The 15,614-nt window shown below is 54.9% G+C and carries 14 protein-coding genes and 1 pseudogene; 2 read left to right on the top strand and 13 right to left on the bottom strand.

Translation table 11 applies throughout. The annotated features are described in order from the left end of the window. The 10 genes from ABLW18_RS12605 to trpS all read right to left on the bottom strand — a co-directional run. The coding region (locus ABLW18_RS12605) for a TIGR02186 family protein (RefSeq protein WP_347825135.1) at positions 1 to 391 on the bottom strand (391 nt) is incomplete at its 3' end. After that, positions 391 to 1,308 (bottom strand): sulfite exporter TauE/SafE family protein, encoded by a 918-nt coding sequence (locus ABLW18_RS12610; protein ID WP_347825136.1) that lies wholly within the window; start codon positions 1,306 to 1,308, stop codon positions 391 to 393. The genes ABLW18_RS12610 and ABLW18_RS12605, both read right to left, overlap by 1 nt. 108 nt (positions 1,309 to 1,416) lie before the next feature. Beyond that, positions 1,417 to 2,556, bottom strand: coding sequence for an ABC transporter permease (locus ABLW18_RS12615; protein WP_347825137.1), 1,140 nt, complete (start codon positions 2,554 to 2,556; stop codon positions 1,417 to 1,419). A gap of 5 nt (positions 2,557 to 2,561) precedes the next feature. After that, positions 2,562 to 3,656, bottom strand: a complete 1,095-nt coding sequence (locus ABLW18_RS12620) for an ABC transporter permease (protein WP_347825147.1) — start codon at positions 3,654 to 3,656, stop codon at positions 2,562 to 2,564. 40 nt (positions 3,657 to 3,696) lie between these two features. Next, complete coding sequence (locus ABLW18_RS12625) at positions 3,697 to 5,232, bottom strand: ABC transporter ATP-binding protein (RefSeq protein WP_347825138.1); 1,536 nt, start codon at positions 5,230 to 5,232, stop codon at positions 3,697 to 3,699. 75 nt (positions 5,233 to 5,307) lie between these two features. Then, entirely contained in the window at positions 5,308 to 6,306 is a 999-nt protein-coding gene (locus ABLW18_RS12630; RefSeq protein WP_347825139.1) for a BMP family ABC transporter substrate-binding protein, read from the bottom strand. Between the two features lie 186 nt (positions 6,307 to 6,492). After that, positions 6,493 to 6,924: a GNAT family N-acetyltransferase gene (locus tag ABLW18_RS12635; RefSeq protein WP_347825140.1), complete on the bottom strand. Its 432-nt coding sequence runs from the start codon at positions 6,922 to 6,924 to the stop codon at positions 6,493 to 6,495. Continuing rightward, a complete protein-coding gene (locus ABLW18_RS12640; protein ID WP_347823401.1) occupies positions 6,914 to 7,477 on the bottom strand; it encodes a NifU family protein in 564 nt (187 codons plus the stop codon). The genes ABLW18_RS12635 and ABLW18_RS12640 overlap by 11 nt, the downstream gene beginning before the upstream one ends. A gap of 88 nt (positions 7,478 to 7,565) precedes the next feature. After that, positions 7,566 to 8,021 carry a universal stress protein gene (locus tag ABLW18_RS12645; RefSeq protein ID WP_347825141.1) on the bottom strand — a complete coding sequence of 152 codons (456 nt, stop codon included), beginning with the start codon at positions 8,019 to 8,021 and terminating at the stop codon, positions 7,566 to 7,568. Positions 8,022 to 8,178: 157 nt separating this feature from the next. Continuing rightward, entirely contained in the window at positions 8,179 to 9,195 is a 1,017-nt protein-coding gene (gene trpS, locus ABLW18_RS12650) for a tryptophan--tRNA ligase (RefSeq protein ID WP_347825142.1), read from the bottom strand. 73 nt (positions 9,196 to 9,268) lie between these two features. On the opposite strand from trpS, the gene ABLW18_RS12655 reads away from it, so the two are divergent. Continuing rightward, entirely contained in the window at positions 9,269 to 9,943 is a 675-nt protein-coding gene (locus ABLW18_RS12655) for a rhomboid family intramembrane serine protease (RefSeq protein WP_347825143.1), read from the top strand. Here the strand turns inward: ABLW18_RS12655 and murJ are convergent, their stop codons facing one another. The 3 genes from murJ to ABLW18_RS12670 are packed head-to-tail and all read right to left on the bottom strand — an operon-like array spanning position 9,944 to position 15,437. Beyond that, on the bottom strand, positions 9,944 to 11,479 hold the full coding sequence (murJ, locus tag ABLW18_RS12660; protein ID WP_347825144.1) for a murein biosynthesis integral membrane protein MurJ: 1,536 nt from the start codon (positions 11,477 to 11,479) through the stop codon (positions 9,944 to 9,946). Next, positions 11,476 to 14,244 carry a [protein-PII] uridylyltransferase gene (locus ABLW18_RS12665; RefSeq protein WP_347825145.1) on the bottom strand — a complete coding sequence of 923 codons (2,769 nt, stop codon included), beginning with the start codon at positions 14,242 to 14,244 and terminating at the stop codon, positions 11,476 to 11,478. Before ABLW18_RS12665 ends, murJ begins: the two co-directional genes overlap by 4 nt. Positions 14,245 to 14,246: 2 nt before the next feature. Beyond that, on the bottom strand, positions 14,247 to 15,437 hold the full coding sequence (locus ABLW18_RS12670) for a penicillin-binding protein activator (protein WP_347825146.1): 1,191 nt from the start codon (positions 15,435 to 15,437) through the stop codon (positions 14,247 to 14,249). A gap of 74 nt (positions 15,438 to 15,511) precedes the next feature. On the opposite strand from ABLW18_RS12670, the pseudogene ABLW18_RS12675 reads away from it, so the two are divergent. Further along, a pseudogene (locus tag ABLW18_RS12675) lies at positions 15,512 to 15,614 on the top strand (rRNA (cytidine-2'-O-)-methyltransferase); the annotation flags it as partial.

The raw sequence follows: 15,614 nt of genomic DNA on the forward strand, positions 1-15,614 counted from the left end.
GGATCAACTGGCGCACCGAGATTTGATGCCACAGATCAGATGCCTCACTGACAACTTGGTCAAAGGGCCCGGTCGTGGCCACAGCGTAAAAACTGGGCGCCAAATCGACATCAAAAGCCTCAACATTGACCCAGATCCCCAAGCGTTTGTCCTTACGGCGCACCGTGACCGGGTCGCGTGGACTGGCGATGGTGACTACAACATCGAGATCACCGGCCGAACTGGCCGCATTTTCATGTTTCAGGGCACCGAAGATTAAGATCTCCGATCCATTAAAAAACGCAGTGATGCCGATTTCGTTTTTCGACATGCCCAGAACAATGTCCTGTGCCGAAACCGGGCCAGCCAGGGCTAGCAGGACGAGAAGAACTCTTGCGAAAAAACCTTGCATCAATGGCCTCCCGCAACGCCGAGGCTGAACAGCTCGGAGGGTTCCACAATCAGGTCAAACGCCAGCTTGGCGCAAACAAGTAGCACCATGAGCGCAAGAAGGATGCGCAGCTGCTCTGCTTTGAGCTTGGCGCCAATCATCGTTCCGAATTGTGCGCCGATCACCCCTCCGATCAAGAGCAATACCGCCAGCACCATATCCACCGTGTAATTGGTGGTGGCGTGCAGCATAGTGGTAAACGCCGTCACGAAAATGATCTGAAACAGCGATGTGCCCACCACAACTTTTGTTGGCATACCCAGCAGGTAAATCATCGCCGGAACCATCACGAAACCACCGCCCACGCCCATGATCGCCGCCAAGACTCCAACGGCAACGCCGACAACGATGGGTGGGATTATGGAGATGTACAGACCCGACACCCGGAACCGCATTTTAAACGGCAAAGCATGCACCAAACCGCGTTTTTTGCGCGGCTTGGCCACGGTCACCTGTTTCGATTTGCGCAGCGCGCGCAGGCTTTCGGCGAACATTAAGCTGCCAACGACCCCCAAAAACAGCACATAACACAATTTAACCAGGAGATCGACTTGGCCCAAACTTTTGAGGTAATTGAACACAACCACCCCAAGCGCAGCACCGACCAACCCGCCGATGAGCAGCACACCGCCCATTTTGAAATCCACCGTCTTGCGTTTCACATGCGCCAACACGCCCGAAAACGAAGAGGCCACAATCTGATTGGCTTCGGTCGCAACAGCCACCGCAGGGGGGATGCCTATAAAAAACAACAGCGGTGTCATCAAGAAGCCACCGCCAACGCCGAACATGCCAGACAGGATCCCGACCATCCCGCCGAGACCCAGCAGGAGAAAAGCGTTCACAGAGACTTCAGCAATGGGCAGATAGATATACATGGCGCCGCATAGCCCTAACGCTGGGCTCCGGCAAGGGCTTGCAAGGGTGCGGTGCGAAATCTGCGCTCAAAACGCGCATTTGGCCTTATCATCACCTAAAATTTGGCCTTATTTCTCTTTGACGTAAGCCACCCCACCAGAACGCGGCGGAATCGCTTTGCCAACGAAGCCTGCGAGGACCACGACAGTCAGCACATAGGGCAGCGATTGGATGAAAACCACCGGAATCTTGATCATACTGCCCAGACCTGCGTTCAAATTGCTCAAGGTTATCAAGGTCGCCACAATCGCAAGCCCCAAGCCCAGACCTCCCAAAACGATGCGATCAAGCAAGGTTTTGTTTCGCACATAGGCGAAAAGGCCACATCCAAGCGCCAAAAGCACCCCGCTCATCGCCCAAGCCGGCAGGAGGATGTTTTGGAAGCGGTTGTCGACCGCAAAGAAAAACCCAAACAACAAACAGGCACCCAGCGCATACCATGGCCGCCACTTGGCGAAGATCAAAGCAGCCAGAGCGATGAACCCGCGGCCAGCAGACATATCTTTGACAAAACCGGCTTGCAAAGCCGTGGCCATGTAGGCTCCAGCAATCCCACATAAAACTCCGCAGATGCCAACCGCGGCGTAACGCAGACCCACGACAGAAATCCCCGCCGTATCCACCGCAGCCGGGTTTTCTCCTACAGCGCGCAAGCGCAAGCCAAAGCGGGTTTTATATAAAACAAACCACGTCAATGGCACCATCAAAAGCGCCACATAGACCAGCAAGGAATGCCCTGAAAACAGCTCGGAATAGAGCTGCATGAAAGGCCCAGCCTGCGAAATTTCTTTCGCCGGCACGGCACCAGGCAGGCTCAGGGGTTCAAAACGTCCGCCAGAGAGGAGCGGCGGCGTGCGCCCGCCTTGGCCAAACCAATCTTGCGAAATCACCACCGTTAATCCGGCGGCCAAAAAGTTGATCGCAACGCCAGAAATGATTTGATCGCCGCGCAGGGTGATCGAGGCCAGCCCATGAATGGCAGACAGCAACAGCGCGGCGCCAATCCCAGCCAAAAGCCCCAACCAGACCGATCCAGTGGTTGCGGCAATCGCCGCCGATAAAAAAGCCGCTGCCAGCATTTTTCCTTCAAGGCCAATGTCAAAAATACCAGCGCGCTCCGAAAACAATCCAGCAAGGCAGGCCAGTAGCAGCGGCGTGGCCAAACGCAGGGAGCTGTCTAAAACTTGTAAGAGCGTGAGAAAATCCATAGCCTCTACCCTCTCCGCCGCAGGCTTAAAAACAAGCGCTCAAGCGGGCCTCGAACCATTAAGCTCAGAGCGCCAGTGAACAAAATCACCAAGGCCTGGATCACCACAATCAACTCCCGCGGAATTTTCGTCCAGAGCGCCAACTCCGCGCCGCCTTGGTACAAAAAGCCAAAAAGCAATGCGGCAAGCAACACCCCAAGCGGGTGACTGCGACCCATCAAGGCCACAGCGATACCGATAAAGCCAGCCCCTTCGGTGAAGTTCAAAATCAACCGCTCACTTTCACCCTGCGTTGTATTGATGGCCATCATGCCTGACAAAGCGCCCGATATCATCATGGCCACCATAATGATTTTCACCGAGCCAATCCCTGCATAGCGCGCTGCAGGTTCAGATTTTCCCATAGCGCGAATTTCATAGCCCAGAGGCGTGCGCCAAATTAAAAACCAAACCAAAACACAGGCCACCAATGCGAGGAAAAAGCTCACATTCGCCGGGGCAGCGCGAAACATTTTTTCAAATCCCATGAGACTGGCCATATCCTCAAAGGTTGGCAAATGGGTGCTGGCTGGGAAGTTTGCTGTGGCCGGATCCATGCTGCCCTTAGGCTTTAGCGCACCGACCAAGAAAAAATTTAAAACGCCTGCCGCAATGAAATTGAACATGATGGTTGTGATGACGATGTGACTGCCGCGTTTGGCCTGCAAATAGGCCGGCAGCCCAGCCCAGATCATACCAAAGACGGCTGCACCAAGTGAGGCGCCAATGATTGCAAAGCTCCAATGCGGCCATGGGATGAACAGGCAGACCAGCGCCACACCAAGACCGCCCATCATTGCTTGCCCTTCACCGCCAATGTTGAATAAGGCGGCGTGAAACGCCACAGAGACCGCAAGCCCAGTGAAGATAAAGTTGGTGGTGTAATAGAGCATATAGCCCCATCCCGAAGATCGCAGCAGCGTGCCCTCGATCATAAGCTTGAGCGCGGCAACAGGGCTTTCACCGATGGCCAAGATCAATAAAGCCGACAAAAGCGCGGCGATGATCAGCGAAATCAGAGGGACAAGAACCACATCAGCCCATTTTGGCATTACATCCATCATTGCGCTCCACAGTTTTGCACGGCAGTTTGGCTCAGACTCACGAGGAGGCCTCCCCTGTCACACCGGCCATTAAAAGGCCAAGCTCTTTTTCATTGGTTTTCGCCGGATCACGTTCGCCCATGATCTGGCCGTCAAACATCACCGCGACGCGGTCAGAGAGCGAGAGAATTTCGTCAAGCTCCACAGAAACCAGCAAGATCGCCTTGCCCTGATCGCGCAGCGCAACAATTTGTTGATGGATAAATTCAATGGCGCCAATATCGACCCCGCGTGTGGGTTGTCCGATCAAAAGCAAGTCGGGATTGCGCTCAATCTCACGCGCAAGAACAATCTTCTGTTGATTGCCACCAGAGAAGTTTTGAGCCGTCAAATTAGGATTGGGCGGGCGCACATCGAAGCGTTGCATTTTCGCAGCGGTCTCCGCCTTGATCGCCGCGTTGTCCATAAAAAAGCGATTGGACTGGTGCGCCGGATCGCGGTGATAGCCGAACACAGCGTTTTCCCAGGCCGTAAAGTCCATGATCAGACCTTCGCGTTGGCGATCCTCGGGCACATGGGCAATGCCATTGGCCCGCCTGGATTGTCCATCGCTATCCGCGCCCGTCAAATCCAAGGCAGCGCCGTTCACTTTCACCGAGCCCGTGGCGCTTTGGTAGCCCCCCAGAACTTCCAGCAATTCGGACTGCCCATTGCCGGCCACCCCAGCAATGCCAAGAATTTCACCAGCACGCAGCGAAAGGCTCACATCCGTCAACCGCGCGACCCCGGCATCATCCACCACATTCAGGTCGGTGATCTCCAGCACGTGTTGTTTTGGTTGAGCAGGCGCTTTATCGACCCGCAGCAAGACCTTCCGCCCGACCATCAATTCCGCCAAGTTTTCAGGGCTGGTTTGCGAGGTCTTCACTGTCGCCGTCATCTCACCGCGCCGCATCACGCTGACCGTGTCGGTGATATCCATAATCTCCCGCAATTTATGGGTGATGAGAATGATGGTTTTACCTTCTTCGCGCAGGCGCCCCAAAATACGAAACAACTGATCGGCTTCCGTCGGGGTCAAAACCCCGGTGGGTTCATCTAAGATCAATATATTGGCCCGGCGATACAACGCTTTGAGGATCTCGACCCGCTGCTGCATGCCCACGCCGATCTCCTCGATCACCGCATCAGGATCCACATTCAGCTCGTATTCCGCCGCCAGTTCGGCCAATTCCGCCCGCGCCTTGCGCAGAGAGGGCGCCAAAAACGCCCCGCTTTCCGCACCCAGGACAATATTCTCAAGCACGGTAAAATTTTCAACCAGTTTAAAGTGCTGGAACACCATGCCGATGCCCGCCGAAATCGCAGCCTGGCTGTCTGGGATCGCAGTTTTTTGACCCGAGATAAAGATTTCCCCAGCGTCCGCTTTGTAAAATCCATAAAGGATTGACATCAGTGTTGATTTGCCTGCTCCATTCTCGCCGATAATGCCGTGAATGGTTCCAGGCATGACACGGATTGAGATGTCTTTATTGGCCTGCACGGGCCCAAAGGCCTTGGAAATACCCTTTAATTCAATCGCTGGCTGGCTCATCAAAATCCCTTTGTCAACAAAGGCCGCGCCAACTTAATGGCGCGGCCTCGTCATTTTGGCCTGTTCGCAGGTCCTTTAGAAGGACAATGCGGGGCAGGTTTCGTCAGACGTATAATCATGCACGGACAATGTACCGGCCGTAATGGCTGACGCCGCCGCATCCACAGCGCTTTGCATATCTGCAGACACCAAAGACGCGTTGAACTCATCCAAGGCATAACCGACGCCACCGTTGGCTACGCCCATTTGGAAATTGCCTGTTTCAAGCGCATCGCCTTGGCTGAAGGCTTCGTAAACCGCATTGTCCACGCGCTTGAGCATGGAGGTCAAAACCTTACCCGGGTGCATATAGTTTTGGTTGCTGTCGACACCGATGGACAAAATACCCTCATCAGCCGCTGTTTGCAGAACGCCAACGCCTGTACCACCAGCCGCGGCAAAGACCACATCCGCACCTTGGCTGATCTGCGCTTTGGTCAGCTCAGAGCCTTTAACCGGATCATTCCATGCGGCCGGAGTTGTACCGGTCATATTGGCAATGATTGTAGCATCCGCGTTGACCGCCTTTACGCCCTGCGCAAAGCCACATCCGAAGCGGCGGATCAATGGAATATCCATGCCACCAACAAAGCCGACCGTGCCCGTTGCCGAGGCTTGAGCGGCCAGCATACCAACAAGATAGGAGCCTTCATGCTCGTTAAAACCAATGCCGCGTACGTTGGGCATGCTCAACCAGTTGACATCGATAACGGCAAATTTTGTATCAGGGTAATCTGGCGCCACTTTGCTCAGAGCATCGGCAAAGGCAAAACCAGCCATGACGATCGGGTTGGAGCCAGCTTCAGCAAAGCGCCGCAAAGCTTGTTCGCGCTGGGCTTCATTTTGCAGCTCAATCTCGCGGAAAGATCCACCAGTTTCATCGGCCCAGCGCTGCGCGCCCTGGAAAGCAGCCTCGTTGAAGGATTTGTCAAATTTTCCACCAAGATCAAAGATAATAGCGGGGTCGGCCAATGCAGCGGTGGCGCTCAAAGCCGCAGCAGCGGCGCTGCCAAGAATAGTTTTCATAAAGCTCATAAGAGTCTCCCTTAAATAGCGACAACCCAAGGGACAGAATCCTTCGGGTCAAAAGCAAGCAGATCCATCGATCATGACTAAGTTAGCCCGGTCTGCCAAGGGAGCGTCAATATAAATTTATGCATTTATTAAGAAAATCATCGTCGAGCGTCGCATCACTCTCACCGCGATTAAAAGATAAGCCATCTAACTCAATAATTTACGAAAAATCAATGCGTCGCATTTCGTGCCATCGCGCCGCTGATAATATTGGGCACGTCGGCTGACCTGCTCAAAGTCTAAGCTCTTATAAAGCCCAAGGGCCGGCGCATTGTCCGCCGCCACTTCTAAAAAGATTGAACGCGCGCCCAAATCCGCTGACGTCTCGATAAGCGCCAACATCGCGCGCCGCGCCAATCCTTGCCTTTGCGCCCCAGCGGCGCAGGCAACGGTAAGTATTTCCACCTCATCAAGAACCAAACGCCCCAGAGCAAAACAGTCAGGCACCGCGCTCATATGAACGCCTGGTTGCTCCATGAGACCTTGAAACTCATCCATGGACCACGGGCGTGAGGTTACAAAGGCAGAGCGATGAATTCGCGCGAAATCCTCTGCCGATACGGGCGTTTTAGGCGGCAACAGGGCGCACTTCGACCACTTCGGGAATATAATGACGCAGCAAGTTCTCGATGCCCATTTTCAATGTCAAAGTCGACGAGGGGCAACCAGCACAGGCGCCTTTCATATGAAGGTAAACAATACCACGATCAAAGCCGTGAAAGGTGATATCACCACCATCTTGCGCCACAGCCGGGCGCACGCGCGTGTCCAGAAGCTCTTTGATCTGAACCACAATGGATTCATCGGCCGCATCATAATCGCCCTGCGCAACCGCGCCAGATTGACCGTCCGACAGGACCGGTGCGCCCGATTGGAAATGCTCCATTATCGCGCCCAACAACGCCGGTTTGATATGGTCCCACTCCGTTTCATCGGTTTTGGTCACTGTGACAAAATCCGAACCCAAAAACACACCTGTCGTGCCCGCGACAGCGAACAATCGCTGCGCCAAGGGGCTGGCAGAGGCGCTCTCGGCCGATGGGAAATCCGCGGTGCCCATGTCCATAACAGATTGCCCAGGCAAAAATTTCAGCGTTGCAGGGTTTGGGGTACTCTCAGTTTGAATGAACATAAAGCTGCCTTCCGGTTGTCGCACCGCAAATATGTTCTACGGCCGGTTCCATGTCAAGTTTTTAGAATTATTCTAACTTCGAGCTGCCCTAGCTCAAAGCTTCCAATTGTTCTTTGCTTAAGGAGCCGGGCACAATCACAATCGGCACATCCAAACTGCCAGAAGATTTTGACAGTTGAGTGACCAAGGGCCCCGGCCCTTTGCGATCTGTCGCCGCGCCCAAAACCAAAATATCCACTTCGGCATCCTCGCGAATTTGCGACAAAATCTCCGGAACCATCTCGCCTTCGCGAATCACCAGCTCCGGATCAACCCCATGTTTCTCGCGCATCCACTTAGCAAAGACCTCATAATGCGCCTCAATCCGCGCGCGGGCCTCCTCGCGCATTATTTCGCCAACACCGATCCAATGATTGAATTCCTCAGGCGGAATAACCGCGAGAATTTCGACCCGCGCCCCGGTGTTTTGCGCCCGCATCGCCGCAAAGCGCATCGCGTTCAAACATTCCGTAGAATTGTCCAGCACAACCATAAATTTACGCATCACGGGCCTCCATTCGATCCGCATCATGCCCGGAGCAGCGCCCGCCCGCAACGTCAAATTACGGCACCGATTAAATAATATGGCCTCTGGCCCGCAAGGGGTTCGCGGCCCACAGACCCAATCCCATAGGCCAGCCCCGCAGCGTCAAATTAACGTGCTAGCGCAACATGCCAACGATGTCGTAGGTTTTTTGCAAGATAGGAGCGGCCAATGCCCGGCCACGCTCAGCACCCCGGGCCAAGATCCGGTCAATCTCATCAGGCTCTTGCATGAGGCGCGACATTTCGCTGGAAATCGGAGCCAGCTTTGAGACAGCCAAGTCTGCCAGCTTTGGCTTGAAGGATCCAAATTGCTGTCCGGCAAATTCATCGACCACGGCCTGCGGTGTCATCTCATTGAGCGCCGCATAGATATTGACCAAATTGCGCGCCTCCGGCCGGCCGTCCAAACCCTCCAGCGTTTCAGGCAAAGGGTCTGCATCAGTTTTCGCCTTTTTGATTTTCTTGGCCAAAGCATCCGCATCATCGGTCATATTCAATCGGCTCATGTCACTGGGATCTGACTTTGACATTTTCCTTGTCCCATCGCGCAGGCTCATAACCCGCGTCGCCGCCCCCTCAATCACCGGTTCCGGGATCGGGAAGAAATCGACGCCAAAATCATTGTTAAACTTCGTCGCAATATCGCGCGTCAGTTCGAGGTGCTGCTTTTGATCTTCGCCCACGGGCACATGGGTGGCGTGATAGATCAAAATATCCGCTGCCATCAAAGCCGGATAGCCGAAAAGACCCAGCGAGGCATTCTCACTGTTTTTACCCGCTTTATCTTTCCACTGCGTCATGCGCTTCATCCAGCCCATGCGCGCGACACAATTGAAAATCCAGCCCAGCTGCACATGTTCTGGAACTTGACTTTGATTGAACAGGATTGATTTTTCGGGATCAATTCCCGCCGCAATAAACCCGGCGCAAAGTTCGCGGGTGTTGCGGCGCAAATCCGCTGGATCCTGCCAGACAGTGATCGCATGTAGATCAACCATGCAATAGACAGTTTCAAATCCACCATCCGCTTGCATATCCACAAATCGCTTCATTGCGCCCAGGTAATTGCCCAAAGTCAGCCCACCAGAGGGTTGGATGCCTGAAAATACGCGTGGAACAAACTTTTCGGTCATAAGGGCCTCGGCTCTAGAATTTAGTATTCACATCGCATAATGAGCAAGGCCGAAGCCGTCAAGGAAGCACACCATGTCCGACTCCCCACCTCCCGCCGTCAATCCCCTGCCGCCCGTGGTGATTGTCCTGTTTTTGGCGGTGGTCCTGGGCGAGGCCTATATCGCAGGAGCGGAGGCGCAGCTGTGGGGGCAATTTGATGCCCGCATCGGTTTGATACGGCAATTTGCTTTCCTGCCCGAGGGTTTTGAACGCGCTTTATCAGCTGGTATTTGGCAACCCGAATTATTTTGGCGCATGTTCACTTACCCCTTCGTTCATGCCGCAGTCATGCAGTCGATTTTAGCCTCGGTATTGATCTTGGCCTTAGGAAAATTCGTTGGTGAAATCTTGGGCAACACGGCGGTTTTCGCGATTTTCGGCATCTCGTCGGTGTTTGCCGCCCTTGGATACGCGCAGTTCACGTCAAGCACCTATCCGCTCTTTGGCGGCTACCCGCCTGCCTATGGGCTAATAGGCGGGTTTAGTTTCGTCTTATTTAGCCGTGCTCAAGGCCTGTTGAGTCACCAATTGCGCGCCTTTCGCCTGCTCGGACTCTTAATGGCCATCAACATCAGCTTGTCTTTGTTCAGCAGCGGACCGCCGATTTGGGTCGCTGAGCTCTGTGCGGCTGTGGCCGGATTTATCTCTGCCGCATTAATTCAGCCCGGCGGGCTTGCCAGTCTTATGGCAAAGTTTCGGCGTCAGTGATCAATCGGCCTGGCGCATCATTTGGCGCAATTCAGCAAGGCTAAAGGCCCCAAGCAGGCGACCGGCCATAATGTAGCTGCCCCCCGCCACCAATAAGATCAAAATCAAACCGAGCACGCGCAGACCCTCCATTTGCAGAACAGGTTCCACAGCCCGGGAAGTGATCCAAACGATCACGCCCATGCCCAAGCTGGCCAGAAAAATGCGCAAAGACCTATTGCGCAACTGCGCGTCCCAGCGTGCCGCCGGGCCAAACCGCCGCGCGCGCCACCAAAGGCAGCCCAGCATCGCCCAACCGGCGCAGGTTGCCCCATAGGCGGAGGCCGTAAAACCAATATATCGGCTCAAACCAATTGCAACCAGCGCATTTACCGCCAACGCCACCAGGGCAAAGTTAAACGGGGATCGCGTATCTTCGCGGGCGAAGTACACCGGCTGATAGAGCTTTTGCAAAACAAAAGCCGGCAAGCCCAAGCCGTAGATCGCAGTGGCCAAGGCCGTGGCTTGTGTGTCGCTGGCCAGGAACGCCCCCCGTTCAAACAAGACCGAGACCAATGCTGAAGGGATGACAATAAGAGCCACCGTGCAAGGAATGGTCAACAGCAAAGCCAGCTCTGCTGCGCGGTTGAACGCCGCCTGCCCACCGGCTTCATCGCCAATGCGCAGCCGCCGCGACAGATCCGGCAAAAGCACGATGCCAATGGCAACCCCCACCACACCAAGCGGCAATTGATACAAGCGATCAGCATAATAAAGCCAGGCGTTCGCCCCTTCAAAATAACTGGCAATCTGCCGACCGACCAGCAAATTGACCTGCACAACCCCGCCAGCCAGCGCGGCAGGGGCGGCGATCATCGCCAAGCGTTTAAGCTCTGGTGTCATTTTCGGCCAGCGCGGCAACACCTTAAACCCAGCCCGGAGCGCAGCAATCCAAAGCACAGCCAATTGCGCAATCCCAGCCACAGGCACGCTCCACGCCAACGTCAAACCAATATCCCAGCCCAACCGTTGCGCCGCAAACAGCGCCAGAATAAAGCAAATATTCAGCAAAACAGGCGCAGCCGCAGCCGCCACGAACCGCCCGGCGGAATTGAGCACACCTGAAATCAAAGCGGCGAGCGAAATGAAAAGAATATAGGGAAAGGCAATTCGGCCAAACAACACAGTGAGATCAAAGCGTTCGTCGCCCACAAAGCCACTTGCCATGGCCCAAACCAAATAGGGCATCGCCAGCATGGCCAGCGCGTTCAGCCCAATCAGCACCAGCGCCAACATGGACAACGCATCCCGCGCAAAGGTAAGCGGGTCATCACCCGCAGCCAGCTTTTTGGAAAACATTGGCACGAAGGCGATATTAAATGCCCCTTCAGCAAAAAACCTACGAAACAGATTTGGCAAAGAAAATGCCAGGAAAAACGCCTCTGCCACCGGGGAGGCCCCAAGAGCGCCAGCAATCAAAACATCGCGCAAAAATCCCATTACGCGCGACACCAAGGTCCAAAACCCGACCGTAAAGAACCCCCGCATCATCGTCATGAGAGCGCCCTCGTCGCACCTTGCTTCAAGGCATCCCGTAGTTTTTGCTCCAAACTGTCCCGCTTGGCCTTGGCGTGCAGCTTCAGCCCAAACATGTCTTTGACGTAGAACGTATCAACCACCTGTTCACCATAGGTGGCAATCACCGCGCTAGAGATATTCACATTGGCTGCGGCTAATGTGCGGGTCAGATCATATAATAAGCCCAATCGGTCACGCGTATCGACCTCAATGATCGTATAGATTTCAGAGCCTTCGTTGTCAAAACTGATCGAAGTGGGCACCTGAAACGCCCGTTCACGTTTTTTGATTTTATCACGCGATTGAATGGCCTCGCGGGCAACAAGCGTGCCTTGCAAGGTCTCATTAATCATCTTTTGCAAACGGCCAAGTCGCAGGTCCTTATAGGGATGACCTTCCGCATCCTGCACCCAAAAGACAGCAGTGGCGTATCCGTCCTTGCTGGTGAAAGTGCGCGCATCGACCACATTTGCCCCGCTCAAGGCCAAAGCGCCACAAATTCGGCTGAACACCCCCGGGTGATCGGCCATTGCAAAGCAAATCCGGGTCGCGTCGCGATCTTCATCAGGCTGTAAATCCATCCGGATTTCATCATCTGGAATATCCAAAAGCAGCCGGGCAAAAATTTGATGTGCGGTGACATGCAGACCTTGCCAATAAGGCGGGTAGTGGCGGTTCGTTTCATGGCGCAGCGCCACTTTGGACCAATCGGGAAGCGCTTTGCGTAGGTTTTTCTTGGCCTCCGTGCCGCGGTTTTCCCGGTTGAGATCTTCCAGCCCGGTCTCCAGCGCCTTTTTAGTTTGCCGGTACAACGCGCGGATCAGCACAGCTTTCCAATTGTTCCATACGCCAGGGCCCACGCCTGAAATGTCACAGACGGTTAAAACCGTCAAAAGATCCAGCCGCTTGACCGATTGCACAGCTTTAGCGAAATCCCGCACGGTGCGCGGATCGGCAATATCACGTTTTTGCGCCATATCGGACATCAAAAGATGGTGCCGCACCAGCCACTCGACCGTCTCCACTTCCCGTGGCTTGAGCCCCAAACGTGGCGCAACTTCACGGGCAATTTTCGCACCAAGTACCGAATGATCTTCGGGCCGCCCCTTACCAATATCATGCAGCAGCAGTGCCACATAGAGCACTTTTCGGTTCAGCCCCTCAGCCAATATCCCGCTGGCGACCGGCAGCTCCTCAATCAATTCCCTGCGCTCTATCGCAGCCAGATGGCTGATCGTTTGAATGGTGTGCTCATCAACCGTGTAGGAGTGATACATGTTAAACTGCATCATAGCGACAATCGGTTCAAACTCAGGAATAAATGCCGCTAAAACGCCCAGCTCATTCATCCGCCGCAATCCCCGCTCAGGATTGCCGTGCTTCAGAAGAATATCGGTAAAAATTCGAACGGCCTCATCCGACTTGCGCATCGACCCATCTATCAAATGCAGGTTCGCCGACAAAAGGCGCATGGCATTGGGATGGATCAAAAGCCCCGTGCGCATCGCCTCCTCAAACAACCGAAGCAGGTTCATTTTATCTTTTAAAAACGCTTCTGGATCGGAAAGGGCCAAGCGGTTTTGCAGCACGCAAAAGCCAGGTTTCAACTTTGGTTTTCGGCGCAAAACACGCAGCACGACTGGCTCTTTCTTCATCTGCGCAGCCTCAAGGGCGGTTAGGAAAATACGGGTCAATTCCCCAACTTTTGTCGCGTGGCGGAAATAGGCCTGCATGAAATGCTCCACGGCCCGCCGCCCGCCGCGGTCTCGGTACCCCATGGCCTCAGCGACCGCGACCTGCAACTCAAAGGTCAGCTGGTCCATAGCGCGATTGGCAATCAAATGCAGATGACAGCGCACAGCCCAGAGAAAATTCTGCGCGGCCTCAAATGTTGCGAACTCTTCGGCGCTGAACACGCCTGCTTCAACCAATTGCTCGGCATGAAACACGCCGTTGATATATTTCTCAATCCAATAAAGCGATTGCAGGTCCCGCAGCCCGCCCTTGCCCTCTTTGACATTCGGCTCCACCATATACCTCTGACCACCCTGCTTGAGGTGGCGCGCCTCACGTTCCGCAAGCTTGGCTTCGGTAAATTCCCCCACTGTGAGTTTAAAAAGCTTTTCCCGAAGCTGGGTTTGCAGCTGCTGGAACACCTCATGATCACCGAGCAAGAACCGCATTTCAACCAAAGATGTGCGAATCGTATAGTCTTCCCGCGCAAGCCGAAGACAATCACGGACCGTGCGGCTGGCATGGCCCACCTTAAGGCGCAAATCCCATAGCACATAAAGCAGGCTTTCAATCACGCTCTCGGCCCAAGCGGTCATCTTATAGGGGATAACAAAAAGTAAATCGACATCTGAGAAAGGCGCCATGCCGCCCCGTCCATAGCCACCGACCGCCACAATCGCCAGTTGCTCAGAGGTGGTCGCAACTTGCCGGGGATGCAGGTAGCGCAGCGCCGCATCATAGGCTGCAGCCACGGCGCAATCTGTCAAATAGCAATAGCTCGCCGTTGCGGCCTGCGATGCAAAAGGAGCCACTTTGAAGGCGGCCGAAATCCGTTCCAGCCCTGCAGCGCGGCTCTGGCGCAGGATGCCCACCACCGCCACGCGTATTGCCGTCGTATCGCTGAGACCTGCCACAGCGCTTTCAATCTGCGCTGCAACATCCTCACGATCAAAGATGTCAGACGCCTCCAGAATAAGCTCCGAGGGCGCCCGAAGGGTGGACAGCTCCAAGCCTAAAATCCGATACTGGAAAAACTGCGCGGAGCCGGCGACAGCACCACGACTTGATTGCCTTCAATGGTGGCCACCGCCAAGCCGCGTTCAACCGTGCCATCTTCTCGCAAACGAAAAATACCGGCCGCGCCTTGAAAACCGCTGGTCAGGGTCAAACCCTGGCGGTTCAACGCATCGCGATTGCCCGTGGCCACCGAAGCACCCACCGCCGCCACACCGTCATAGGCAATGGCCGCCAAAGGGTGCGGCGCGCGGCCATAAACGAATTGAAAGCGCGCTTTGAATTGTTCACTGCGCTGCGGACTTGGCATGGCGAACCATCCGCCTTGAATCGCGGGCAAATGAAAAGCGGAGGGCAAAGCGTCCCACTGCGCCAAACCGGCATATTGCACCATCTGCGGATCCACCCCGGCCTCTGGCAGCAATTGCGCAATCAAGGGCAACCCACCGTCATAATCGGCGGTCAAAAATACGATATCAGCGTCGATGACATCATTGCGTTCGGCCACGCGGCTCATGGCCTCGACCAAATCCTGCTGGGTAAATTCATACCCCTCGACACCGGCGACGAAACTGCCCTGCGCCTCCAAGGCTTGCTCTAGGGCGTCGCGGCCAGCTTGCCCCGGCACGGTGTTGGCATGCACCAAAAGCGCGCGTGATTTTCCCTGCTCCGTTGCGTAGGCCACCAAATGCTCGGCTGTGTTCTGAAACGTATGGCCTAAAACATAGACATTGCCGCCTGCAATCTCGATATTATTCGATAGGGATAAAACGCTGACACCGCTGCCGGCCACTGCCAGTCCCGCCGCATTGGCCGCACCGGCATAAAGCGGACCTACGATCACCTGCGCGCCCTCTTGGACCGCAAGTTGCGCCATTTCCGCCGCCTGGGTCTCAAGCCCTGCCGTGTCGTAGACTTGCATCTGCATGTCGACCCGGCCTTTCAGATCAGACATGGCCATACGCGCCGCTTGCTCTGCGGAGAGCGCCAATTCTTGCACCCGTTCATCCGCCGCTGTGAGCGGCAAGAGCACTGCGACTTGCACTGTTTTGCTGCCGTCAAGCCGGAGGCCACCCCCCGACATCGGACCGCCTGAAGGGGCAACACAGGCGGTCAGCAGCACTGATGTACAAAAGGCCAATACGGCCACGCCGCGCAGTTGCGACAGTGATGGGATTAGAAAATTCATTGTCAAAGCGCCCTTCAGAGATTGTTAGATCTGTGTTAGCTGCATTTTATGGCAATCCACAAAGGGGTCCAGAGGTGAATCATAATTTGATGAAGTTGGAGCCCGGCTTATACCTTGTGGCAACACCTTTAGGCTCAGCGCGCGATATTACCCTTCGCGCACTTGATATTTTGGCCT

The organism is uncultured Planktomarina sp., assembly GCA_943788425.1.
Classification (GTDB): Bacteria; Pseudomonadota; Alphaproteobacteria; order Rhodobacterales; family Rhodobacteraceae; genus Planktomarina.

Bases quoted from the DNA above. Each gene is read 5' to 3' on its own strand.
- ABLW18_RS12610 (WP_347825136.1), bottom strand. From the start codon at position 1,308: ATGTATATCTATCTGCCCATTGCTGAAGTCTCTGTGAACGCTTTTCTC.
- ABLW18_RS12615 (WP_347825137.1), bottom strand. From the start codon at position 2,556: ATGGATTTTCTCACGCTCTTACAAGTTTTAGACAGCTCCCTGCGTTTG.
- ABLW18_RS12620 (WP_347825147.1), bottom strand. From the start codon at position 3,656: ATGGATGTAATGCCAAAATGGGCTGATGTGGTTCTTGTCCCTCTGATT.
- ABLW18_RS12625 (WP_347825138.1), bottom strand. From the start codon at position 5,232: ATGAGCCAGCCAGCGATTGAATTAAAGGGTATTTCCAAGGCCTTTGGG.
- ABLW18_RS12630 (WP_347825139.1), bottom strand. From the start codon at position 6,306: ATGAGCTTTATGAAAACTATTCTTGGCAGCGCCGCTGCTGCGGCTTTG.
- ABLW18_RS12640 (WP_347823401.1), bottom strand. From the start codon at position 7,477: ATGTTCATTCAAACTGAGAGTACCCCAAACCCTGCAACGCTGAAATTT.
- ABLW18_RS12645 (WP_347825141.1), bottom strand. From the start codon at position 8,021: ATGCGTAAATTTATGGTTGTGCTGGACAATTCTACGGAATGTTTGAAC.
- trpS (WP_347825142.1), bottom strand. From the start codon at position 9,195: ATGACCGAAAAGTTTGTTCCACGCGTATTTTCAGGCATCCAACCCTCT.
- ABLW18_RS12655 (WP_347825143.1), top strand. From the start codon at position 9,269: ATGTCCGACTCCCCACCTCCCGCCGTCAATCCCCTGCCGCCCGTGGTG.
- murJ (WP_347825144.1), bottom strand. From the start codon at position 11,479: ATGACGATGATGCGGGGGTTCTTTACGGTCGGGTTTTGGACCTTGGTG.
- ABLW18_RS12670 (WP_347825146.1), bottom strand. From the start codon at position 15,437: ATGAATTTTCTAATCCCATCACTGTCGCAACTGCGCGGCGTGGCCGTA.